General features: G+C 28.2%; 23 protein-coding genes and 3 tRNA genes. 17 read left to right on the forward strand and 9 right to left on the reverse strand.

The features are described from left to right. Nucleotides 1–23: 23 nt before the first annotated feature. On the reverse strand, nt 24–1,016 hold the full coding sequence (locus EXC44_RS02995) for an NAD(P)H-dependent glycerol-3-phosphate dehydrogenase (protein ID WP_129621784.1): 993 nt from the start codon (nt 1,014–1,016) through the stop codon (nt 24–26). An 86-nt stretch (nt 1,017–1,102) separates the two neighbouring features. Next, nucleotides 1,103–1,177, reverse strand: a tRNA-Trp gene (locus tag EXC44_RS03000). A gap of 98 nt (nt 1,178–1,275) precedes the next feature. Between EXC44_RS03000 and EXC44_RS03005 the strand changes: the two genes are divergently transcribed. The 13 genes from EXC44_RS03005 (at nt 1,276) to EXC44_RS03065 (ending at nt 13,987) form a co-directional block, all read left to right on the forward strand. Next, a tRNA-Tyr gene (locus EXC44_RS03005) sits at nt 1,276–1,359 on the forward strand. A gap of 4 nt (nt 1,360–1,363) precedes the next feature. After that, nucleotides 1,364–1,438: transfer RNA gene (locus tag EXC44_RS03010), tRNA-Gln, on the forward strand. A gap of 62 nt (nt 1,439–1,500) precedes the next feature. Then, the gene (proS, locus tag EXC44_RS03015) at nt 1,501–2,952 is read left to right on the forward strand and encodes a proline--tRNA ligase (protein WP_129621785.1); all 1,452 of its coding nucleotides are present in this window, start codon (nt 1,501–1,503) and stop codon (nt 2,950–2,952) included. Nucleotides 2,953–3,050: 98 nt separating this feature from the next. Continuing rightward, nucleotides 3,051–3,479: an MG284/MPN403 family protein gene (locus tag EXC44_RS03020; RefSeq protein WP_129621786.1), complete on the forward strand. Its 429-nt coding sequence runs from the start codon at nt 3,051–3,053 to the stop codon at nt 3,477–3,479. Further along, nucleotides 3,466–4,587 (forward strand): hypothetical protein, encoded by a 1,122-nt coding sequence (locus EXC44_RS03025; RefSeq protein ID WP_120160340.1) that lies wholly within the window; start codon nt 3,466–3,468, stop codon nt 4,585–4,587. Before EXC44_RS03020 ends, EXC44_RS03025 begins: the two co-directional genes overlap by 14 nt. Next, complete coding sequence (locus EXC44_RS03030) at nt 4,580–4,999, forward strand: MHO_1590 family protein (protein WP_129621787.1); 420 nt, start codon at nt 4,580–4,582, stop codon at nt 4,997–4,999. Before EXC44_RS03025 ends, EXC44_RS03030 begins: the two co-directional genes overlap by 8 nt. 16 nt (nt 5,000–5,015) lie before the next feature. Then, nucleotides 5,016–5,237 carry a phosphopantetheine-binding protein gene (locus EXC44_RS03035; protein ID WP_223213430.1) on the forward strand — a complete coding sequence of 74 codons (222 nt, stop codon included), beginning with the start codon at nt 5,016–5,018 and terminating at the stop codon, nt 5,235–5,237. Between the two features lie 299 nt (nt 5,238–5,536). After that, nucleotides 5,537–7,855, forward strand: a complete 2,319-nt coding sequence (locus EXC44_RS03040) for a PTS transporter subunit IIABC (RefSeq protein ID WP_129621788.1) — start codon at nt 5,537–5,539, stop codon at nt 7,853–7,855. 70 nt (nt 7,856–7,925) lie between these two features. Then, nucleotides 7,926–8,285, forward strand: coding sequence for a hypothetical protein (locus EXC44_RS03045; RefSeq protein WP_099309570.1), 360 nt, complete (start codon nt 7,926–7,928; stop codon nt 8,283–8,285). Between the two features lie 486 nt (nt 8,286–8,771). Beyond that, on the forward strand, nt 8,772–11,435 hold the full coding sequence (ileS, locus tag EXC44_RS03050; RefSeq protein WP_129621789.1) for an isoleucine--tRNA ligase: 2,664 nt from the start codon (nt 8,772–8,774) through the stop codon (nt 11,433–11,435). Then, nucleotides 11,416–12,063 (forward strand): signal peptidase II, encoded by a 648-nt coding sequence (locus EXC44_RS03055; RefSeq protein ID WP_129621790.1) that lies wholly within the window; start codon nt 11,416–11,418, stop codon nt 12,061–12,063. Before ileS ends, EXC44_RS03055 begins: the two co-directional genes overlap by 20 nt. 360 nt (nt 12,064–12,423) lie before the next feature. Beyond that, nucleotides 12,424–13,653, forward strand: a complete 1,230-nt coding sequence (locus EXC44_RS03060; protein WP_223213754.1) for a YitT family protein — start codon at nt 12,424–12,426, stop codon at nt 13,651–13,653. A gap of 91 nt (nt 13,654–13,744) precedes the next feature. Beyond that, entirely contained in the window at nt 13,745–13,987 is a 243-nt protein-coding gene (locus EXC44_RS03065; RefSeq protein WP_129621791.1) for a hypothetical protein, read from the forward strand. A gap of 44 nt (nt 13,988–14,031) precedes the next feature. Here the strand turns inward: EXC44_RS03065 and ptsP are convergent, their stop codons facing one another. Together ptsP and EXC44_RS03075 are read right to left on the reverse strand one after the other, a co-directional pair. Next, the gene (gene ptsP / locus EXC44_RS03070) at nt 14,032–15,735 is read right to left on the reverse strand and encodes a phosphoenolpyruvate--protein phosphotransferase (RefSeq protein WP_129621792.1); all 1,704 of its coding nucleotides are present in this window, start codon (nt 15,733–15,735) and stop codon (nt 14,032–14,034) included. A gap of 129 nt (nt 15,736–15,864) precedes the next feature. Beyond that, nucleotides 15,865–16,575 (reverse strand): pseudouridine synthase, encoded by a 711-nt coding sequence (locus EXC44_RS03075; protein WP_120160318.1) that lies wholly within the window; start codon nt 16,573–16,575, stop codon nt 15,865–15,867. A gap of 101 nt (nt 16,576–16,676) precedes the next feature. On the opposite strand from EXC44_RS03075, the gene EXC44_RS03080 reads away from it, so the two are divergent. Together EXC44_RS03080 and EXC44_RS03085 are read left to right on the forward strand one after the other, a co-directional pair. Then, nucleotides 16,677–17,123: an RpiB/LacA/LacB family sugar-phosphate isomerase gene (locus tag EXC44_RS03080; protein ID WP_120160316.1), complete on the forward strand. Its 447-nt coding sequence runs from the start codon at nt 16,677–16,679 to the stop codon at nt 17,121–17,123. 1 nt (nt 17,124) lies between these two features. Beyond that, complete coding sequence (locus EXC44_RS03085; RefSeq protein WP_099309563.1) at nt 17,125–17,358, forward strand: DUF2188 domain-containing protein; 234 nt, start codon at nt 17,125–17,127, stop codon at nt 17,356–17,358. Between the two features lie 40 nt (nt 17,359–17,398). Here EXC44_RS03085 and EXC44_RS03090 read toward each other — a convergent pair whose 3' ends face one another. From EXC44_RS03090 to EXC44_RS03100, 3 genes are all read right to left on the reverse strand, one after another. After that, on the reverse strand, nt 17,399–18,490 hold the full coding sequence (locus tag EXC44_RS03090) for a hypothetical protein (RefSeq protein WP_120160313.1): 1,092 nt from the start codon (nt 18,488–18,490) through the stop codon (nt 17,399–17,401). Further along, on the reverse strand, nt 18,480–19,640 hold the full coding sequence (gene thiI, locus EXC44_RS03095; RefSeq protein WP_129621793.1) for a tRNA uracil 4-sulfurtransferase ThiI: 1,161 nt from the start codon (nt 19,638–19,640) through the stop codon (nt 18,480–18,482). The genes EXC44_RS03090 and thiI overlap by 11 nt, the downstream gene beginning before the upstream one ends. Before the next feature lie 64 nt (nt 19,641–19,704). Beyond that, nucleotides 19,705–20,550: a Cof-type HAD-IIB family hydrolase gene (locus EXC44_RS03100; RefSeq protein WP_120160309.1), complete on the reverse strand. Its 846-nt coding sequence runs from the start codon at nt 20,548–20,550 to the stop codon at nt 19,705–19,707. 291 nt (nt 20,551–20,841) lie between these two features. Between EXC44_RS03100 and EXC44_RS03105 the strand changes: the two genes are divergently transcribed. Further along, entirely contained in the window at nt 20,842–21,072 is a 231-nt protein-coding gene (locus EXC44_RS03105; RefSeq protein WP_129621794.1) for a hypothetical protein, read from the forward strand. Nucleotides 21,073–21,128: 56 nt separating this feature from the next. On the opposite strand, the gene EXC44_RS03110 is transcribed toward EXC44_RS03105, so the two are convergent. Both EXC44_RS03110 and EXC44_RS03115 read right to left on the reverse strand, forming a co-directional pair. Beyond that, nucleotides 21,129–22,049, reverse strand: a complete 921-nt coding sequence (locus EXC44_RS03110; RefSeq protein ID WP_129621795.1) for a hypothetical protein — start codon at nt 22,047–22,049, stop codon at nt 21,129–21,131. Next, on the reverse strand, nt 22,042–24,099 hold the full coding sequence (locus EXC44_RS03115; protein ID WP_129621796.1) for a S8 family serine peptidase: 2,058 nt from the start codon (nt 24,097–24,099) through the stop codon (nt 22,042–22,044). The genes EXC44_RS03110 and EXC44_RS03115 overlap by 8 nt, the downstream gene beginning before the upstream one ends. 330 nt (nt 24,100–24,429) lie before the next feature. On the opposite strand from EXC44_RS03115, the gene EXC44_RS03120 reads away from it, so the two are divergent. Further along, entirely contained in the window at nt 24,430–24,660 is a 231-nt protein-coding gene (locus EXC44_RS03120; RefSeq protein WP_129621794.1) for a hypothetical protein, read from the forward strand. Nucleotides 24,661–24,697: the final 37 nt, after the last annotated feature.

The following is a 24,697-nucleotide window of genomic DNA, read 5'->3' on the forward strand; positions in this document are numbered from 1 at the left end:
ATATTTTACACTATTATTGATAATTAATTAATAAACTTATTAATATTTTTTGGATTTAATTTACCAGATAAAATACCAATAATTAATTTAAAAACAACAAAGTCAACTTTAAAAGCATTAATAATTTCTAAAACAACTGTAGCAGCTTCTTTCCCTTCAATTGTTCCTTTAAATATTTTATTAGCTTCATTAAGCCCATGCAATGCAATTGCTTTACCATAACTATAATTACGAGATTTTTCTGAAGTACAGGTAAGTAATATATCGCCAAATGTGGAATAATCAAAGATTGACTTATATTTCTTTGTACGCGCAATGAGTTTATAAATTTCCATAATTTCTTTTAAACCAGTAGTTAAAAAAGCAGCTTGTGCATTACGAGAATTATTTAAAGTATATAAAATTCCTGCACCAATTGCTAAAACATTTTTAAGGGCTGCAAAAAGTTCAGAAGCAAAGGAATCTTCGCCAATAACTAATTTAAAATATTTATTGTTAAATTGACTTGCTAAATATTTTGCATACTTTTGTGAATCACTAATAACATTAACAATAGTATTTGAGCCTAAAAAGAGTTCTTGGGCAAAGGAAGGACCGAGAATTGTAGCTAGATTACTTAAATTATTTTTCATTTTTTGTTTAATAAATTCAGAAAAAAACATTTTAGTAGTTTTCTCGAAACCTTTAGCAATATTAATTAAATTAAATTTTAACCTTGGTCTTAAAGTAAGAATTTTTTCTAAAACTTCATTAATAGCAAAAGATGGGACGGCCAATAAAATAGCTTCGCAATTATCTATTACTTCCTCTAAATTATTTGTTGCTTTTATTAAGTGTTTATTTTTAAAACTATGATCTTTAAAATATTTCGTATTAAAACCTTGATTAATATCTGAAATTTCTTGCTCATCTATTCCGTACATAATAACTTCAATTTTGTTTGAAGTTAAAACGTTAGCAATTGCTGAGCCATAGGCTCCTGTGCCTAAAAAACCAAATTTATATTTTTTGTGCATAATTAAAATTATATATTAAAATAAAATAATAAAGCAGTTTAATAAATCAGCATAATTTTAAGCTGATTTATTAAACTGCTTTAAGATGGCAGGAGTAGCAGGATTCGAACCCACAACAGACGGGGTTGAAGCCCGTTGTTCTACCGTTGAACTATACTCCTAATTTTGGGTTTGCTTATATATTATACTCCAAAATTAAATTTTAAAAAATATTTTTGCTTTTTAAAAAATATATGTATAATATATCTGAACCTTTTATGGGGGGATAGCAAAGCGGCCAAATGCGGGTGGCTGTAACCCACTTTCTTAGGATTCGGGGGTTCGAATCCCTCTCCCCCCACCATTATTGCCCCATAGCCAAGCGGTAAGGCATCGGGTTTTGGTTCCGACATGCGTTAGTTCGAATCTAACTGGGGCAGCCATATCATCGCTAAAAAGCGGTGTTTTTTTATATTTTTTTAAATATATTATATAATTAAAGTATATGACAAATCAAAAAGAACTTAAAAAAATAACCCCTATGGAGCAAGATTTTGCCAAATGATATACAGATGTAGTCAAAAATGGTAATTTAATTGCTTATGGTCCAACCAAGGGGTCTTTAATTTTCAAACCCAATTCTTATGGTATTTGGGAATTAATCCAAGAAAATTTAAATAAAATTTTTAAAAAGAAAGGAATTCAAAACGTATACTTACCGCTTTTAATCCCAGAAAGCTTATTTAATTTAGAAAAAGAGCATATTGACGGATTTAATCCTGAGTTAGCAACTGTAACTCATGTTGGGGATAGGGAGTTAAATGAAAAGTTATTCATAAGACCTACTTCAGAAGTAATGTTTGCGGATTTATTTAAAAATTCTATTAATTCATATAATGATTTACCCTTGGTTTATAATCAATGGGCAAATGTAGTTCGTTGGGAAAAAACTACAAACCCATTTTTACGTTCAAGAGAGTTTTTATGACAAGAAGGACATTCATGTCATGAAACAAGCCTTGAAGCAAGAGATTTGGTTAGAGTTATGATTAAACTTTATGCTAAATTTATGAAAAATTATTTAGCAATACCAACTATTATTGGTAAAAAAACTCATAAAGAGAAATTTGCTGGTGCTTTAACTACTTATACTGTTGAAGCAATGATGAAAGATGGAAAAGCACTTCAATCTGGAACTAGTCATTATTTAGCCCAAAATTTTGCTAAGGCTTATAAAATTAGTTTTAAAAATAAAGATAATGGCGATAGTTTTGTTTACCAAACTTCTTGAGGAGTAACAACTAGGTTAATTGGTGCATTAATTATGACCCATGGAGATAATCGTGGAATTATTATTCCACCAAAAGTTGCTCCAGTACAAATTGACGTTTTAGAATTATTTGCAAATAAAGATCCAAAAGTAGCAAAAGTAGCTAAAACTTTAGCTACTGATTTAAGTCGTTTATTTAGAGTTAATTTAGATTCTACTAATAAAAATCCTGGTTTTAAAGCTTCAAATAGTGAAATCCAAGGTGTACCACTAAGAGTTGAAGTTGGTCCAAGGGACTTAGCAAACAATCAAGTACAACTTATTAGAAGGGATACTTTAGAAAAAGAATTAGTTGATATTAACTTAGCTAAAAAAAGAGCTATTGAATTATTAGATGAAATTCAAGAAAATTTATACTTTCAAGCTGAAAAAAGACTCAAAGAAAGAACTAAGCATGTTGATAACTATGAAGATTTTAAACAAGAAATTGCTAACCAAAACTTCGTAGTTGCCCCATTTTGTTGTTCTGATGATATTGAAGAAAAAATTAAAGAAGAAACTGGTGCTTCAACTCGTTGTGTTTTATTAAAAAACCAAGTAATGGACAAAAAAGCACCAAAAAGATGCATTAACCCTGGGTGTGAGAGAACCACTCGAAGATACGTGGTTTTTGCTAAAGCATATTAACTTTTAAAAATATCTAGGGAAAAATTGGGTTTTTTTCCTTTTTTTGTTTTTGTGTCGAAATTTCTTTAAAATTAGATTAGAGAAATACAGAGGTAACCATGATGTTAGAAAAACACGTTTTAGATGCAAAAAGACTAATGATGAAAGAAATGGAAGATAAAGATTTTTACAACCAAATGTGTAAATTACTTAGAGAATTATTTGCTACATATTTGGAATATAAAGATTTAATTAAAAAGCAAGTTATCAGAACTAAACTTGAACTTAGGTTCTTTCCACATGATAGACATATTGAAGAAGGTTTAGAATTTCTTGAAGAGAAATTAAAAAATAAAGAAGACTTTATTCAAGTTATCCTTTCATACATGAGTAGCGAATCAGCTTGATTATTAAAAAATTGTTATTTGAATAACGAGACTAAAGATATGACTGAATGGTATTTAAAACATTTTTCAAAAACTACATTTTATAAAAAGAAGAAAACTGCTGTTTTAGAATTCGCGAGCTATTATCTTGTTTTATTATAACTACGCTTATCAGCAAGAAAACTACAAAAAAGAAGATGTAGAAAATGTTATACCAGAATACCTTGTCACAAGAATTTCATGATATGATTCAAAGTTTCAATACAAACATGAAGCAAATTTTGAGTTAGAATTTTTTTACCGTACTAAAGAAAAAGCGCCGCTAATTTATTTCGACTCTAAAAATTTAAGTCAAAATAGCGGGATTAAACGTTATGAAATTAAGCTAAATGATTTAACTGTTGCTTCATTTAAAAATGACACTAAAGTTTTAATTAAATTAGCTGAAGTTAATAAAGAAATCGCAAAAGAAGCCCAAAATCTTGATAATTTAACTGTGGAATTTTATGATGGTGCTGGTGATATCAAAGGAAGATATCAAATTAGGGTTGATAAAGAACGGCCAGAAGATATTGAGTACATAGTTTCTAGCGCAGAAAAAACCGTGCCTATTAAAAAAGTTTATGCACATGTTTTTAAACTTGACGAAGGAATTGAGGATAGAAGATACCGTTATTTTTACTTATTTTTTAAGTGGGGAGATATTTCAAAAAATAAACGAATTACTAATGTTGGTTCACTTGTTTATTATGCTGATCCTACTAGGTCAGAGATTCAAAAATATTACCCACCTGAAGATGAAATTTTTAATGATATTAAAAGGCCTGTTTTCCACTTACCTTCACTATTAAAACAAAACGACACAATTCGTTTACGTTTTGCTAGCGAATGACTTGACAAAATGGGTAAAGGTACTTTTGAAATTATTGATTATTTAGAAACAAACCACCAAACCGGAGAAATTGCTAAAGGTCTTAGAACTAATATTGGAAGATTTTTAGAAATTCCAAGAACTTCGAGCGATAAATTTGCATATACTTTAACTTTTGATATTTTAAATACAAAATTAACTTTTCACAATCCCGGAACAGAAAATCCAACTTTTGAAATCAATTTGTTAAATGATCGTCCAAGAATTATTGAAGGAACTAAACGATTAGATGTTGAATATAGGTATAAAATTAATAATGACCAAGTTGATAATATTTTTAATACTTATGAAACACAATGATCAGTGGTTGATTATTTAAGTAGGAAACGTAATGACTAAAAAAAGTTTTAAATTTAAACTTTTACTCTTTGCTTCTGGAGTAATACTGGCAGGAACAATTGGATATTTTGTTGTTACAAATTTAACTAAAAAGAAAGAAGATAATCCAAATAAACCTCCTCTTATTAGTGGTGGACAAGATAACGAAGAAGAATACGAATCAATTTTTCCATCACTTACTCCGAGTTTTGTATCACAAATTCGCCGCTTTGACGAAAGTGGAAGAGATATTTTAGATCAAGAATTAGCAAATAGATTATTTAAATCAATTTTATCAAGAGTCAATAAATTTGATGGTGAGATCTTTTTTGACTACAATATTAACCATTCAAATCGTAGCATTACCCTTTATTTTAAAGTTATGAAAGGTAATGATTTAATTGAAGCTAAAAGTTATGATATTAGTTTTTAAATGTATAATTTAAACTATGAATATAGAACAAATGCTCATTGCTAAGTTTGAAATTTTAACAAAGAAAAAAGTCTCTGAGAGTGACTTAATTAAAGATTTAAAAATTGATTCACTTGATTTAGCTGAATTAATTATGGAAGCAGAAGAGAAATTTAATATTTCAATTAGTGATCAAGAATTAATATCTTTAACAACAGTTAAAAGTATTATCGAGTTAATTAAAGCTAAATTAACTTAGTCTTGAATACTAAATTTTAAAAAAACCAAAATTGGTATCTTTTCATGATACCAATTTTTGGAATTGCCTTTTTATAATTTGGTGTTTTAATATACTTAATTAATTTTAATAATAAATAATTAAAATCTACTTGTTCTATTCCACATTTTCTGGAAAATATGTGGAAATTTTTCAGTTTTAAAAGATTATTTAATGAATTTTTTTATTTTTATCTTGAGTGTGCTATAATTTTTTCGTATATATATATATATATATATACGTATTTAAAGTATTTTAAATTTTAATTATGAAAGGAAAAAATGTCAATTACAGGATTTTTTAAATCAAAGTCATCTGTAGCAAGTGACAATTCTAAAAAAGGTAATTTACGCCAAGTTTTATCTAAAATCTCTGGTGCTTTTATGTTACCTATTTCAGTTATGTCAATTGCTGGATTATTCCTTGGTGTTGGAGCTGCAATAGCAAGTAATAGTTCTGCTTCTGGAGCCATTAAATTTGGTAATCTTATTCAGGCATTAGGTGACCCAGTCTTTAGCGCATTACCACTTTTATTTGCAATTGCTTTTGTTATTGCTTTTACAGATGAAGCTGGTGTTGCTGTCTTTGCAACGATTATTGGTTATTTAGTATTCGTTGCTGTTCAACAAGTTTTCATTACAGTCAATAAAACTGAAACTGAAGCTGTTATTTTATTTGAGGGAGGTGGTAGAGGTAAAGCTGAACTCGTTAAAATTGTTGGTAAATCATTAGGATTTACGTCATTGCAAACATCAGTATTTGGTGGTATTGCAGTTGGTATGTTTGTACAATTTTTATACAATAAATTCCACACAATTCAATTACCACAAATTATTTCATTCTTTGGAGGTAAAAGATTCGTTGCTTTAGTTACTATTCCAGCTATGGCACTTCTTGCTTTTGTCTTCTTAATTTTCTGACCATGAGTAGGAGTTGTTTTAAATAAATTTGGTGCTCTTCTTGGTCAAACTTCATATGGATTTGACTCATTAATCTTTGGTTACATTGAAAGATCATTAATTCCATTTGGATTACACCATGTATTCTATGCGCCATTATGATATACATCAGTTGGTGGAGATGCTGGTGCAACTATTGAAGCCGGTCTTAAAGCTGCTGCAGGTGATGGTGTTATTATTAATGGTGCTAACACTGCCGCAATCTTAAAAGACTATGCTGCAGATAAATCAGCTTTCCAAGGTGATTCAACTGCTGCTTTAAAACTTCTTAAATATGGCAACTTTATTGACTATACTCTTAATGGTAAAGAGGTTAAAGTTCCATTATTTACATTCTTACAAAATAACGGAATGAAAATTGGTAGATTTGCCGATGGTAAATTCTCAGGAATGATGTTTGGATTACCAGCAGCTGCAGCTGCTATGGTGGTAGCCGCTCCTAAAGAAAACCGTAAAGTAGCACTTGGTACAGTATTCCCTGCTGCCCTTACCTCATTTATGACAGGGGTTACAGAACCAATTGAATTTACCTTCTTATTCTTATCACCATTATTATTCTGAGGATTCCATGCTGGTATGATGGCAATTTCATTCTGATTAGCTAACTTATCTGGTGTGCACATTCCTATGGCATTTAGTGGTGGAGTATTAGATATGGTATTATACGGAGTTGTTCCATTACAAAAAGGAACAAATTTCTGATGACCACTTGTTATTGGTTTAGCATATCTTCCAATTTACTTCTTTGGATTTTGATTCTTTATTAAATGACAAAACCTTGAAACCCCAGGTAGAGGAAAAACAATTAAATTATTTACTAAAAAAGATTATTTAGCAGCAAAAGATAATAAATCTAAAGTTGATGCTAAAACTGAAGTTGACCCACAAGTAGCTGCTATTATTGAAGGTTACGGCGGAGTAGATAATATTGTTGCTTTCAATAACTGTGCTTCAAGATTAAGATATGATATTAAAGATTTATCTAAAGTATCAGAAGAAAAATTAAAAGCTGCTGGTGCGGTTGCAATTAAAGTCGAAGGCACAAACCACGTACAAGCAATTATGGGACCAGTTGCTGAACAGTTAAACTCAAAAATTAAATCTCAAATTTCATTAATTAAACCTGAAAAAACAGAAGCTCCAGCTGAAGTTAAAAACGAAGATCGATGTAATGAAATAAAACTTTATAGCCCTGCTAAAGGTACTTTAGTTGATCTTGCACAAGTGCAAGATGGAGTTTTCTCTGATAAACTTCTAGGAGATGGATTTGCTATTAAAGTTGGTGAAACAGGTAAAGTTGATATTTATTCACCAATTAATGGTAAAGTAACTGTTGCTTACCCAACTAAACATGCCTTTGGAATTATTTCAAAATGTGGTAAATTATCTTTATTAATCCACATTGGAGTTGATACAGTTAAACTTGACGGTCTTGGATTTACATCATTTGTTGATGTTGATCAAGAAGTTAAACAAGGTGATAAACTTTCAACTGTTGATTTAGATACTCTTAAAGCTAATGGTATTAGCAAAACTGATGTTATTGTAGTAGCGCTTTCAGAAAGCGAAATGAAAAACGTTATTTTAAATAATGAAGTTTCATCAGTAGACCAAAATACCTTAGTTGGTAAAGTTCTATAAAGTTTAAATATATAAAAACATACCAATAAGGTATGTTTTTCCTTGTTTTTTATGTTATAATATAACCAATATGACATTTTATCAACAAGCTACCCAATCAAATAATTCAAATCCTTTTTATAGCGGTGAGCGTACTTTAAAAATCGATTCTACTGTTGCAATTCTATTAGCTGTTGCTTTTATTATTTTTGCAATAATTTGTATTGCAATGCATAATTATACTAGGAGAAAAATTAGAGAATACAAAAATAAGCAACTTGAAGAATACAAGATAAAAAACCCGAATCGAAAAAATGCAACATATGAAAATGCAAGACTTTATTTACCAGCTTGACAAAGAGCAAAATATAATGCTCATATTTTTCTAGCGGTTATTTTTATCGTTGGAGCAATTGCTTTTTTAAGTGGAAGCACATTAACAACACTATAAACTAAACAATAGTCAAAAAATTATTGCAACCCCATAAGTTGGACCAAATTAATTGGTAAAACTTATGAGTTTTTTATTATCAAATTAAAATTAGAAGATAAATTAAACATTATAAAACTATATAAAGTTGGGAAAACCAACAAGCAAATTACTATCATAATTGTGTTATTGAAATATTTTTTTGGTATCATGAAAATTACGCTTATGAAAAAGAGTTCAAAACTTTAGAAGACTTAGAAAAAGCAATGCACAAGTATATAAATTATTACAAAATTAAAAGGACTGACACCTTTAGGATATAGGGACCAATCCTTAAATTAATTTTAGTCCAATTTTATGGGTTCACTATATATTTTTTAAATATTTGCTAAACCTAAGTGATAAATTTTATCTACTTTTTTAGATTAATATTTAAATAAATATAATTATTTTATATAATATAAATAATTCTATATCTTATATATTTTAATCTTAAAGGAGTTATTTATGGATTATAAAAAGACTTTGAATATGCCCCAAACTAATTTTGAGATGAGGGCTAATTTAGCAAGTAAAGAAGCTAGTTACCGAACTTTTTGATTAGAATCAAAAATTTATCAAAAAGCTATTTTAAAAAACAAAAATAATGAGAAATTTATTTTACATGATGGACCACCATATGCCAATGGTGATATTCATATTGGTCATGCTCTAAATAAAATTTTAAAAGATATTATTGTACGCTATAAAACTATTAGAGGGTTTTATTCACCTTTTGTACTTGGTTGAGATACCCATGGGCTTCCAATTGAACATAAAATGTTAACTGATGCTAAAATAACCCAAAAAGATCTTAATGTTTTAACTTTAAGAAAAAGAGCTGCAGAATATGCTAAGGAGCAAATCAAAAGACAAAAAGAACAATTTAGTTTACTCCAAATCTTTACTGATATGGATAAAACTTATGTTACTTTAGATAAAAACTATGAAGTAACTCAACTTAAAGTTCTTAAAAAACTAGCCTTAGATGGCTTAGTTTATAAAGCATTAAAACCAGTTTACTGATCACCAAGTTCGCAAAGCGCACTTGCTGAATCAGAAGTTGAATATCATAACATTGTTTCTCCTTCGATATTTGTTGCTTTTAAAGTAATTAAATCTAAGTTTGAGAAAGTTTTAATAAATGATAATTTAATTATTTGAACTACAACCCCATGAACATTAATTGCTAATGCTGGTGTTGCTTTAGGTGAAAATATTTTATATGTTAGGGTTAAAGTAAAAGATCAATATTACATAATTGCTCATGAATTAGTTGAGAATGTTGCTAATACAATTGGTTGAGAAACTTTTGAAATAGTTGCTACTTTCTTAGGAAAAGAAATTAGCACAATTTCTTACCAAACACCAATTTTAGATAATTCCGCCCCTGTAGTATTAGGACATCATGTAACTACGGAAAGTGGTTCTGGACTTGTGCACATTGCACCTTTATTTGGTGAAGATGACTTTTCAATTGGCAAAAAATACCAATTAAATATGATTATGCATATTTCAGATAAAGGATATATTTATAATACTAATACTGAATTTGATGGACTTTTTTATGATGATGCTAATAAATTAATTTCACAATTTTTAGGTGATAAATTATTAAACTTTAAACGTTTTAAACATTCATACCCCCATGATTGAAGAACACATAAACCAATTATCTTTAGAGGAACACCACAATGGTTTGTTTCAATTGATAAAATTAAAGATAAAATTTTATATGAAATTGAGCATAACATTAAAACTCATTCGCCATGAGCTAAAAAACGTCTTGCTAAAATGATTGAAAACCGAAGTGATTGAACTATTTCACGTCAAAGATCTTGGGGAGTGCCACTGATTTTCTTTTATGATCAAAATGATAATCCAGTAATTGATGCTGAAATTTTTGATTATGTAATTAATTTAGTTGGAAAGTATGGAACTGATGTATGGTGAGAAAAATCAGTTGATGAATTATTGCCAGAAAAATACCGTAATTTAGGATTTAAAAAAGAAACAGATATTATGGATGTTTGGTTTGATTCGGGTGTTTCATCTATTGCTACTGATATTGATAGCGGGGTTTCTAAACCACCATATAGTGTATACTTAGAAGGATCAGATCAATACCGTGGTTGATTTAATTCATCATTAATTAATTCTGTAGCTTATAATGGTTTTAGTCCATATGTTAATTTAATTTCGCATGGTTTTACTTTAGATGCTAAAGGTGAAAAAATGTCTAAATCTAAAGGGAATACTGTTGCACCATTAGAAGTAGTTTCAAAAAGGGGAGCAGATATTTTAAGACTTTGAGTTGCTAACAGTGAATATACTAATGATGTAACAATTTCAGATGCAATCTTAGATCAAAATACTGAAATTTACCGTAAAATTAGAAATACCATTAGGTTTTTACTTGGTAATTTAAATGGATACAAATATGACCAAAATACTATAAGGACTGGAATTCATTTATTTATTAAAGAAAAATTAAATGAATTAAAATATAATGTCCAAAATGCTTATGATCAATTTAAATTCTTAAATGTAATTAAATTGATTAATAATTATATTGTCGAACTTTCAAGTTTTTATTTATCAGTTACTAAAGACATCTTGTACGTTCATAAGTTTAATGATCAAGAACGTTTAATGACTTTAGCTAATATGTATGAAATAGTTGAATTTTTAATTGTAAGCTTAGCTCCAATTATGCCTACTACTAGTGAAGAAGCATACAGCTTTTTACCAAAAGAAACGAAAGAAGAATCTGTGATGCTTGAGCGTTTAAATGCTATAGACAAAGAATCAATTAACTATGATTTAATTGCTTCATACCAAGAATTCTTTGAACTAAGATCACAAGTTAATATTTTAATTGAAAATGAAATTAAACTTGGTCATGTTAAACGTTCTAATGAATTAGAACTTTTCTTAGATTTAGAAAAATATATAAAATACCAAGAATTAGATTTTAAAACCTTACTTGGAGTTGGTAAATTAACTAATGCAAAAGAATTAAAAGTAGAAAAATTTGAATCATTAAAATGTTTAAGATGTTGAAATCATTTTGATCCATCTTTAATCAGCAATGATTTATGCGAGAAATGTCATGAAGCTTTACAAGACTAAATCAAATTATTGAATCCGACACATAAGGGTAAATAAATATAAAATTTTAACTTTATATGCTGTCTTACTAACTTCGTTTTTAGTGTTTTGGTTACTAGACCAAGTAACTAAAACTTTGCTTTTTGAACATGGATCTGTTTTAGATGAAAATGCACAATATATTAATGGTCAATTAAATGTCCAAACTTATAATGGTAAAAGAATATGGGCTGAAAGTATCTGACCTGCTGATCCAGACGAATGGAAAGTCGTTGGATTCATTGGGGTAAGAAGTGTGTGGCATGGTGGCGTTACATTTTTAGCCACACGAAACCAATTTATTATTCAAGGAATTAGTTTAGTGCTGCATGTTAGTATTTTGCTCTCACCTTTATTTTCAAAAAAAATGAATAATATTGCCGCCTTTTTCCTAGGATTATTATTAGGAGGAGTAGCTGGAAATATGATTGATCGTTTTATGTTTAATACTCACGTTAAAGATGTTTTTTACTTTACTTTTGCAAAAAATTCAGGAACTTTTAATATTGCTGATTTAGAAATATTAATTGGTGGTGTTTTATATGCGCTATATTCATTATTTGGCGGCGGTAAAAAAAGACTTTCAAATATTCAACACCTTGTTGCTTAATATTAACCACCTGCAATTCAGGTGGTTTTTTAATAGGTTAAATTTAAAATTGTAATTTAATAAAGGTTAAAGCTATTTATTTGAAAATATATACTTTTGAGAATTTGAGGACACTATTATTTATTTTAATTTGTTAATTATCTTTGTTGTGAAAATTATTAGAATTCTGCAAAAAAACATGAATTTTGTTGATTCTAATTTTAAATTGGATATTTCTTGCCTGTCCAATATTTCAGCTATTTTCCTTTATAATTTTTTCTTTGTTTTAATCTTTATTTTTTAAAAAAATAAAGTAAAATATTCCCAATATGGATCAACAAAAAAAAAAATACAAGTAAACTTAAAGTTAAGTGTCTTGGTTTGCTTGGTATTAATTGTCACGATAATAACTTAAATCATATAAATACTTTACAAAATCAAGAAATAGTTGATGCGCAATTAGAACTTTTAAAATATAAAATGGGTAAATATCTGCACAATTGCCAAAAAGGTAAATTATCTTTTAAAGAAATTGTACAAAGATATTGACTAAGAGTTTTGACGCTTTTTATAGCTGCTTTAATTTTCAATGCTGGAATTCAAATCTTTTTAAAACCGGCAGAAACAATTCCTTCAGGAGTAACAGGTATTCCTACTTTAATTCAATATATTGTCCCAACTACTGAGGCTTATTTTGCCTTAATTTATTTAGCATGTAATATTCCTTTATTTGTTATTTTTGCAAGAAAAATAAAACTGAGCTTTTTAGCTTTAACTTTTACATTTATGTTATTTCAAATTTTAACTAATTTAATCTTTACTCACCCTGTAGTTGCAGAATGATTTAAAGATAAAATTGTGTTAACGGAGAAATATTTACCATATACAAATTGGAGTAACTTAATTAACACTGTGATTGGTGCTTCATTTATTGGACTCGGGATAGCCTTAGCTTGAAAAGCAGGTGGCTCAACTGGTGGAACAGATATTATTGGATATTATTTTTCTACTAAAGCTAAAAAATCAATTGGACAAGTTTTATCAATTTTAGGTTTTATAACTGCAATGATCTTTTTAATTATTTTTGCATTTATAAAACCAAATTACTTAAAAGAAGAGCCTTTAAGTATAAAGCAGGTTATGAATTTATCTGAAATTGATTATGCACAGCTCCACGATTATAAAGGAGTTAACCAAACTTTAGCTGAAGTAACAAAACGCCACGAAATAATTACTAAAAACTATTATGAATCTAAGATTTATTTTGGTATGCGTGAAATTACAACTTTCTTATATATTATTGTGGTAAATTTGGTAGTTAATTTACTTTATCCTAAATATAAGAAAGTTGAAATGACAATTGTGAGTTCAAATCCTGAAATGGTGATTGCTTATTTTAAACTAATTAATTTTTGACATTCATACCGGATTGAAAAATATATCTCAGGTTATACAAATCAAGAAGGCAGCAAAATAACAACTGTATTATTAGCTTTAGAAACTAATAATATTATTGATGATTTAAAGAAAATTGATCCAAAAGTTTGGATATCTGTTACTAAAGTATTACAAATCTCTGGAAGTTTTACAACGGACTATGTTGAACAATAACTTTAAGCCAGGAAAATCTTTTTCCTGGCTTTTACTTTTTTAGTTTACTTTAATTGTTTTTATTAACATATAGCTGGAAGGAGTTAAGTAAATGAAATTAAGTAATTTAAAACAATTAGATCAAAGTGAATTAAAGCAAACAAATGCGGCTTTTAGTATTAGTGCAATTATATCAAGCATTCCAGTTTTAATGAATTCCTTAGCCTCAATTTTAGGCTTTTTCAAAGCAGCTTTTTCTGTTGACGGAGAAGTAAAAGATAAATTAACAACCTTTAAATGAGATAATACCAAAAAACAAGAGACAAGTAATCCAAGTGGATTTAACTTTTTTTAGCAGTAAATAAAAAAAGTTGGTTATGATGATAACCAACTTTTTACTTAAACTAATTCTTGGTTTAATAACTCAATTACTTGCTCTTCAGTACTTAATTCTAAGGCTTTATTAGCTAAATCTTTCATCTGTTCAAAATTTAAATTATTAATTAATTCTCTAGCACCTAAAATACTGCTTGCGCTCATCGAAAATTCATCAAGACCTAAACCTAATAAAATTGGAATAGCACGTTTGTCTCCAGCCATTTCACCACACATTCCAGCTCATTTACCGTTTTTATGAGCTCCTTGGATTACGTGTCTAATTAATCTTAGAACTGATGGATTTAAAGGTTGATATAAATAAGAAATATTCTCGTTCATACGGTCTGCAGCCATAGAGTATTGAATTAAATCATTTGTTCCAATTGAAACAAAGTCCGCATGCTCAGCAAATTTATCAGATAAAATAGCTGCCGCAGGAGTTTCCATCATTAAACCAACTTCAATATCGTACATTGGTTTAATGTTTGGATATTCATTTTTTAATTCATTGTAACATTTAACAAAGATTGCTTTTGCATCTAAAAATTCTTGCACATTAGTAATCATCGGGAACATGATTGCAACTTTTCCAAATTCACTAGCACGTATTAAAGCTCGTAATTGAGTTTTGAAGATATCATGATTTTGCAAGCAAAATCTAATTGCACGGTAACCTAAAAATGGATTCATTTCTTCAGGAAATTTAAAGTATTTTAAAGTTTTATCACCTCCTATGTCTAAGGTTCTAATTACAACTCTTTTACCTTTCATTCCTTCAACAACAGCTTTATAAGCGTTAAACTGTTCTTCTTCAGTTGGCCAATTTGCATTATCCATGTATAAGAATTCTGAGCGGAATAATCCAATTCCCTCTGCATCATTATCTAAAACACTTGCTAAATCTTTTGGAGTACCAATATTAGCTGCTAATTCAACATGTTTGCCATCTAACGTCTTAGATTCTTGTCCTTTTAATTTTGAAAGCATTGCCAAGTAATTTAAATATACTTCTTGTGCTTTAGTAAATTTATCAGTTTGTTCTTTATCAGGGTTAATTACAACTTCCCCATTTGAACCATCTAAAGCAATTAAATCACCATTTTTAGCATGTTCCATTACACTTGTAGCTCCCACAACTGATGGAATTCCAAGACTCCTTGCCATAATTGCTGTATGAGAAGTAGGACCACCAATATTAGTAATAAAACCCTTAACAAATTGTTTATTTAATTGTACAGTTTGTGAAGGACTTAAATCTTCAGCAACAATAACTACTTCTTCACTAATATTAGCTAAATCTGGCTCTTCAAGACCATTTAAAACATATAAAAGTTTTTTAAGCACATCTTTAACATCTGCTGCTCTTTCTTTCATATATTCATCATCTAACATTTCAAATGTAGTTGCAAAACCTGTATAAAATTCTTTGACTGCATATTCTGCAGTTTCAGAATTATTTTTAATATTATTTTCAATAGTTTCAATGGCAAAAGGATCTAAGACAAAGCCAATATGCGCTTCAAAAATAGCGGCATGCTCAGGATCTTTAGCTAATTCTTTAGTTACATTTATTTTTGTAACAACTTTATCGCACGCTGCTTGATAAAGTTGTAATTCTTTTTGGATATCATTAGTTTTTTGTGTAATTTCTACTGGTAATTCTTCAATTTTGAAAACTTTTGAAATAGCCACACCTTTTGATGCCCCAATACCTTTGATTTTCATAGTATACCTCTTAAAATTTTTGTATAAAATATTTGATTTATCAAATATGATATTATTTTAATAAAAAATAATTGTTTTTAAAATAAAAAGATCAAAAACTGTGGAAATGTTTCCGCAGTATAATATTTATTATTTTTTATTATAGATTTGTTTTTCTAATTGAGTTAAAGTAATTAGCTGAATTTGGCCTTCTTTAAGTTCTTTAGGTAAAACAAAATTACCAATTTTTAGCCTTGTTAAATTTAAAACCTTTAAACCGAATTTAGCAAACATTCTTTTTACTTGATGAAACTTTCCTTCGCTTATTTCTAAAATTGCTTCTTTAGATTTAACTATTTTTAACTTAGCTGGCAAGGTTTTAAAATCTTTTAATTCAAAACCCTGCGAAAATACATCAATTATTTTGGGATCAATTTCTTTATCTAAAACAGCATAATAAGTCTTAAAAAGCTGTTTTTTAGGACTAGTTAATTTATGACTAAAATTTCCGTCATTTGTAATTAATAATAAACCAGTTGTATCAAGATCAAGCCGACCAACAGCATGTAAACCTTTTATATTTTGTAAATTAGGTGGTAAAAGTTCAAAAACTGTTGGATTAATCTTATCATAATTAGAACAAACATAATTTTTTGGTTTGTTTAAAATAATGTATACATTACTGTAATTTTGAATTAAGAAATTATTTACAGTTACTTTTGAACTTTCAGTTATTATAAATCCTGGATTTTTTATAACTATATTATCAACTAAAACTTTATTTTCTAATATTAATTCTTTAACTTCTTTACGTGAATATTTAGTATTATTACTAATAAATTTATCAAGTCTAAGTTGCATAAATTAAATTATAAACATTTCATAAAATTACTAAATAAAAATAACAATTTTTACGGTATAATTAAAAGCATAATATTATTAACAATTTACAAGGAGTAATAATGAACAAAAAAGTAATTGCTTTTTCAAGCGACCATGCTGCTTTTGCTTTAAAAGAAGAACTTAAAAAATATGTCGAAAGTTTAGGGTATCAAGTAATAGATTTAGGACCTAACACTGATGCTAACTCAATTAGCTATGCAGAGCAAGGTCATAAATTAGCTAATTATATGACTAAAGAAAAACCAGACTTTGGTATTGCAATGTGCGGTACTGGTCTTGGGATTTCATATGCTTTAAACCGACATAAATCAATTAGAGCAGCAAGAGTAGTTTCAGTAGAAGATGCACATTTAGCAAAACAACATAACAATGCCAATGTTTTAGTTTTCGGGGGGCGCCAAGTATCTTTTGAAGATGCTAAGAAAATGGTTGATGAATATATTGCAACTGAATTTGAAGGCGGACGCCACCAAGTTAGAATAGAACAAATAGATAGCGAGGTTTAAAATGGAAGAAAAAAAAGAACTTAGAGCAGTTTGACATATTACTAAAGATAAAGAAAAAGACAAATGAAGAGTGTATCGCGAGGGAGCAGAAAGAGCTACTAGTTTATTTGATACACAAAAAGAAGCTATTCCATATGCTAGGGAATTAGCTAAAAAACATAATGGAACTTTTTATATCCACGGAGAAAATGGAAAAATTCGTGATGGAAAAGGTTACAAAGACAAAGATAAATAATTTTGCAACTAAAAACCAAGCTACTTTTAGCTTGGTTTTCTTACACATATTTCTTTAAAGTATTATTGCTTTTAAGTTTAATTTTTTCTAATTTTTCTTGTTTTAAAGCTAAATTATCTTCTAAGATTTTTTTTAGAGAATTAAGTGAAGTGTCTAAAGATTTTAAATATAAATCTAAAGCCCCTTTATTAACTAAGATTAATAATAATTTATTATATAGTTTATATTGTTTTTCGTTTTGTGTAAGTTTTTGGGTGTTTGCTTCTAATTCTTGAATTTTATTATTCAAAAGTTGCATTAAATTTTGTAATTTTAAAGTACCAGGAATTTTATAATTTGTTTTTAAAATTTCAAAATATGTAATTCAAGAATTAATGCGATTAATTTCATTCATGACCTTTGATTTTTGTTTATTTAACATTGTTATTTCATTAATAATTGTATTGGTTTTAGATATGTTTTGATCAACGTAATGTAATTTTAAAACATCGTTTTTATTGTATAAAAGAACTTGTTTCAAAATTTGTTTTATTTGTTGCTTGGCAAGGGGAGTTTTAAGCTTAGTATTACGAGTATAAAAACTATTTAGACTAGCAATAATTAAAGCTCCTAGACAAGCTGCAATTTTTCCTTTTGAATCTTCTGGAAGAAATTTAATTTTTTTACTTAAATAATTAATTTGTTGCTCAAATAAAAAACTAAAATCATCATTAACAAATAAATTGTTTGGCACTAATTTATCCAAAGAAATTGAGCGACCTTGGGCCAAATCAATTGATTCTAAGTTAAAGAATTTTTGTAATAATTTTGATTCTAAGGAATTATTTCAAGAATAAAATTTAAGTTGATTTAAATTAAGTTTATCATTTTTTAAAAGTTTTTTTAAATCACCTAAAAATTGCTCTTGAGCTTTATTTCAAAATTGTTTTAAAGGTTTAATTTTGGCAATTGGAGTTAAGTCAAAGACATTTGATAAAGTATTAAGTTTTTTATTTTGGTCAATAAAACCAATTGTATAACAATAAGGTAGATCTATTTTTTGCTCACCAAGTTCTTTAAAATACATAAAGTTTAAAGAAGCTAAATAATTAAAAGTAATTGCTTCAAAATCAACATAAATTTTAATTTTCATGAGTTAATTTTACTTTCTTATATTCTAAAAAATTGTTTAGTAACTCTTGCTCAAGCTCAAAAATTGAGCTGAGTTCTTGTTCTAAAGCTAATGCTATCTCTAAAGAAGGTTTAGTAACTGGTTCTTTTGGTGCAAATAATTCACAAGTTTCAGTAGCTCGAATAATTGAGATTTGATAAGTTTTAATTTCTTTCGCAAGGTTAATAATTTGGTTTTTGTCAAAACTTAACAAAGGTCTTAAAATAGGCATCATAGTGGCTTTGCCAATGACGTTCATTGATTCTAAAGTTTGTGAAGCAACTTGTCCTAAATTATCGCCATTTGAAATGGCTAAAATATTATTTTTTAAAGCTATTTGCTCAGCTATGCGGTAAAAACTTCGGCGCATTAAAGTTATTTTATATGATTCTTTTGATACAAAGGAAATATAGTTCATAAGTTGTGAATAATCAGCAATAATTAAATTACTTGTTATTTGATATTTATTTAATTCCTGCACTAAGCCATTAATTTTAGCCAAAGTTTTTTCATCAGTTTGAGGCGGTGTTAAAAAAGTTAAAAAATCAACTTTTAAACCACGTTTCATCATTTGTCAAGCTGCAACTGGTGAGTCAAAGCCTCCCGAAATAAGGTGCAATACTTTCCCTGATGATCCTACTGGTAAGCCGCCTAGTCCTTGAAGATAGTTACTAAAAATATATGTTGCTTTTTGGCGCACTTCAAGGTAAAAAATTTGATCTGGATTATGCACATCAACTTTTAAATTCTTTATTTGATTATATTTTTTAAGCAAATAACTTCCTAGCAAATTATTTAGTTGATTTGAATTATGTTCAAAACCTTTAAAATTTCGTCTTGCTGCAATTTTAAAGGTTTTTGTTTGCTCTAACAATAAATTATCTAAGCTAATTTTAAAAGCTTCTAAGTTATTTTGCACTACTAAAACTGGTGAATAAGAACTTATCCCAAAGACAAACCTTAAATTTTCTAAATTTTCTTGTGAATAACTAACATACATACGGTCAAATTCAACTTCTGGTTTTTCACCTAAAATATGTTTAATATTATTAGCTAAATGATTAATAAAAGTCTTGCGGTTTTTCTTTTTTAATACTAATTCTCCATAGCGAATTAAAATCTTTTGATACATATTACCTCCTTATGGTATTAAAGTTATAAAGGATAAAAAAAGTCAAATTATTGACTTTTTAAAGTTATTTAGTTTTGGTTGAAGCACGTTGTGAGATTTCTCGCTTTAAATCTCAGTCAATTCGGTATAAATAATCATCAATTGCTTCTGCAAGACCTGCTTGATCAACGCTTGAAGTATAGTATTTCGCAAAGCTACGGCTATAATCATCGCTGTTTTCCATAGCATATGAATAACCTGCAACTTGAAACATTGAAATATCATTTTGACTATCACCTATTGCCATAGCTTGTGAAACAGGTAAATTAAAGATATTATCGCAAAATCATTTTAAGCCTGAACCTTTTGAAATTCCTTTTTTAGTAATTTCAATATGTCTTGCTAAGAGCACTATATTTAAGTTGATATTTTGCTCTAAAGATTTATTATAAAATTCAACTAATAATTTTGGATCACCATAAATTTCAATTTTGTGTAGATCATCAGGAATTAATCCATCTTCAATCCACCGATCATATTCACAAAAATCGGTAAAAAATTGTTTTTGTTCTTTAGTTGCATCTTTTAAGAAAAATCTTTCAGTTCCAAAATAATAAAGTGGTAAACCAACTTCTTTAGCTAAGTCTCAAACCTTTTGAGCTTGATCAAAATCAATATATTCAATATTTAAAATTTCTTTATTTTGGTTATCATATAAAAATGCTCCATTAGAAAACGAAATATATCTTGCTCCTAAAGTTTCTGCTAGTTTTTTTATTTTTTCATACGGACCGTTACCGGTGCTAATTATAAAATTAACACCTTTTTTAATTACTTCATTAACTTTATCAATATTTCTTTGAGCTAAAGTTTTTGAAGGAAAAGGGTAGATTGTTCCATCTACGTCACTAAAAATTGCTGCATTTCTCATAATATATAAAATTATAAACTATAATTAACATTTAGGTACATGGTCTTGAGATTTTTCTTTAATAAAATAATGTATTAATTAGAAATGTCACATGCAAGTTTTTTGCACGTGACATTGTTTTTGTCTGCCTTGTAATAAAATAGTTGTATTAATAAATTTTAAAAAATGAAAGGAAACTTTAAAATTATATGAAAAATTTAGAAAAATATATTTGTGTTTTTGACAAATATCGAAAAGAAAATAAATATCAACATTTTAAAATTGAAGAGAATCACAACACTATTTTAAAAAATGCAAGGAGCACTTGAGACGCAACGAAAATTACGAACAAGCCAAATCGATCTAGAACAACTTTATAATATTTTACAAGAACTTTCTGGAGGCTTCTCAATCCAAGAAGTAGCTAAGATTTTTGATAGAGATGTTCTAAACTGGGAAATTTTTTCGGACGGTTTTACCTTCCCCAACCATACCATTTGGCTAAGCCAAACGGAATGCTTTAAATCCGGACAGAAAAGCTAACATTTACATGTTAACTTTTCTGTCCGGATTTAAACTCAGATGATTTTTATAGAAATTTAATTAAATTTCTTTTCAAATTCTTCTTTAAACCATTTTTCTAATCTTTGACTGTATGATCCATAAGTTTCATAATCATTTCTATATATGTTGTGATATTTAACATTTTTAGATTTTTTTATTATATAAACTTCCCACCAAAGTGCTGGATCAGGGTTATATACCGCTGGTCTAATTAAATAACCATTATCATATTTGCGGAAATCACGAATATAATTTATTGTAACTTCATTTTCATCATATGTTGGAATTAAATATCCATCATAAAGGTCATGCTTAGTTTTGCTTGTTTCATGTATATAAATATTATTATCTTTTAACAGTTCGTAAACATCATTATTATCTAAATACAGCTCTTCAAATAATTTTTTTACTTGAGAATCTTTGTTAAAATCTTTATACGGATTTAGTTCTTTAAATCTATTAATTATATATTTATCAAATTCTTCACGTGTTGTTATTTTAAGTGGCCCAAAACGTCATGGTTTTGATTCGTTTACCTCAGAAAGTTGCTCATAACTTCCACTAAAGAACGTTATATTAAAGGTATCAATCCGTTTACCATCTTCACCTTGCCAACGATAAATATTTACTTGTTTGCCGTTTCTTCAAGTTCAAGATTGTGGGACAAAAATATTTATTTTTGTGAAATCTTTGTATTTATTATAAATATCTTGGTACATATTTTGAACTTTCTCAAATGCAATTGGTTCACGGGCCGGATCGACATCTAATATTTCGTAGTTACGACGAACTTCTCAAGGTTCTTTTTCTATTAATGATGGCTTCTCTTGTTCATATGGGGTAACTGGTTCAGGACCTGGATCTGGTTTTGAAGGCTCAGGTGGGCTGGTATGTGTACACGAAAAAGTAATAAGTGGAGTTAATAAAGATCCAATCAATAATATTTTTTTATTCATTTTCATTCCTTACTACATGTGTTACAGCGACAATATCATCAACTGAATTATCAAAAGAGTTTGATGAGAATTTTAAAATTTTATATCGATAAGTACCAGCCACATCTGCTTTATGTTCGATTAATTCATCATTTGTTAAAATAGTCGAAACACGTTTTACAGTTATTCAATCACCATTAGAATTTTTCTGTTCTAAAAATAAATCATAATCAGTAAATCATTTATTAGATTGGCGATTTAACATTTCTTCTTTTTTAAGTCATAACTCATTCTCATGCTGGTTATCTCATTTTCTTGCTTCTGCAACTAAATCCTTTGGCCTATATTTTGGTGTTGTGTTATAAACATCGTTTCACCAATTACGATCATCAATCAATAATGGATTAATTACCCGTTCTTTTAATAAGCCAGCATTAAAAGTTCATGAACTAGATATTTTAATGGTTTGACCTTTGGTTAATTTTATTTCATCACTGGTAAGTATTGTATTATTAGAACTATTTGAGTTAAGTGTCTTAACTTTATAATTGTTTGCTGCTTGTAGCATTGCCTTAAAATCTACCGTTCCAGATCCATATTTTTGTTCATAACCACTTGTTTTATAAGTGAGATTTTGCAGTTTTGGACTCACTGCTGAAGCAGATAATATTGCTTTTACAATTGGAACTCTATTGTTACTATTTCTTATATCTTCTTTATACTTCATTAAATTAGAAATTAAACCTGTGACTATTGGTGCAGCATAACTGGTTCCAGCCGCATATCTATATTCACCGTGAACAGTAGTATAAATTTGCCCAGGAGCAACAACAAGTGGTTTAGAAATATCTTGAAAATCTCTAATTAATCCATAGTTAGAGTAATTAGCTATTAAATTAGATTTAACATTAATTTCAGATGCATTTCCCTTTAAAGCACCAACAACAACCGAATTAAATGATGCGCTTGTTTCGGAAATTACATTATTTTTATGTCTTCCCTCATTTCCAGCAACAAAGACATTTATTACTCCATATTTACGAGATATATAATCAACGAAATATGCATTTTCAGAATAATCAGTTGTATATTTTTCCATTCCCTTTTTAACATTGCCGTGGTTGTCAAGGATATACATACCATAACTATGGTTAATTAATTTTATACCATCTTGTTTTACCATTTTTTCAATTGTTGTCATTCAGTGGCTATCATATCTTTCAAAAGTATGTAAATATATTTTAGAAGATCTGTCTATGCCATACTTTCCACCGGCAATTAATGAAACATTTGTAGAATGTGATTTAATACCTGGTGTGGGCTCAATTGGCAGATCATTTATTTCAATGCCATTCTTAAAATAATTTTGATATTTTTGATCAAATGAGTGAGATCAAACTTCAAGAATACCAATTTTATTAACATAAGGGTTATCTAAATGGTCCTGAGCATTTACAACTCGTGAATTATGGTTAAAACTGCTCTTAAATAAATGATGATTTAGATCAACTGGAGCACCAGGATAATGGCTACTGCTTATAGATGGTATTGAACTTTGATCTCTTTCTGATGTTTCATCAGCCACATTTATGAAAGAGTTTTGAGATGTTTGTTTATTTTTAAAGATAATAAATTTGTAAATTTCGTTTCAATCCTTAATAGCATTAACAAAACTTTGTCTATCACTTTCACTTTCAAAATAAAACCATACAATTGGCATCATGGATAGTTTTTCAAATGATTTATAAATTAAATTATGTAAATTAACTTTTTGGATAAATTTCATGTTAAAATTACTTATTAATTCTTCATTTTGTATTTTGAATTCTGGATTTAATAATAATTTAAGTTCAAAATTATTATTAACAGGTGTGATTTCTAAGTCGCCATTGTTATTTTGTACTGTAATGGCAGACTGATCTCTAACTTCAAATTTATAATTATTCAAATTTTCATACCAATTGGTAATTTTTTGCGTGTAATTTTGCGGAAGTATTGCAACGAAACTTGCAAAACTTCCTAATGTTTCAACTGGTCATATAACCAGTTTTTTAAATTTTAATTTATTCATAATATCTCCCTAAATATTTTATGTATACACTTTAGCGAAAAACTTTACTTTAATATAAGAATTTTAATTAAAAAGTTTTTTAATTTGCTTATAATAATTATACACTATATAATATTAATTAGAAATGTCACATGCAAGTTTCTTGCATGTGACATTCTTTTTGTCTGCCTTGTAATAAAATAGTTGTATTAATAAATTTTAAAAAATGAAAGGAAACTTTAAAATTATATGAAAAATTTAGAAAATATATTTGTGTTTTTGACAAATATCGAAAAGAAAATAAATATCAACATTTTAAAATTGAAGAGAATCACAACACTATTTTAAAAAATGCAAGGAGCACTTGAGACGCAACGAAAATTACGAACAAGCCAAATCGATCTAGAACAACTTTATAATATTTTACAAGAACTTTCTGGAGGCTTCTCAATCCAAGAAGTAGCTAAGATTTTTGATAGAGATGTTCTAAACTGGGAAATTTTTTCGGACGGTTTTACCTTCCCCAACCATACCATTTGGCTAAGCCAAACGGAATGCTTTAAATCCGGACAGAAAAGCTAACATTTACATGTTAACTTTTCTGTCCGGATTTAAACTC

The organism is Mycoplasmopsis bovirhinis (assembly GCF_900660515.1).
GTDB lineage: Bacteria > Bacillota_I > Bacilli_A > Mycoplasmatales > Metamycoplasmataceae > Mycoplasmopsis > Mycoplasmopsis bovirhinis.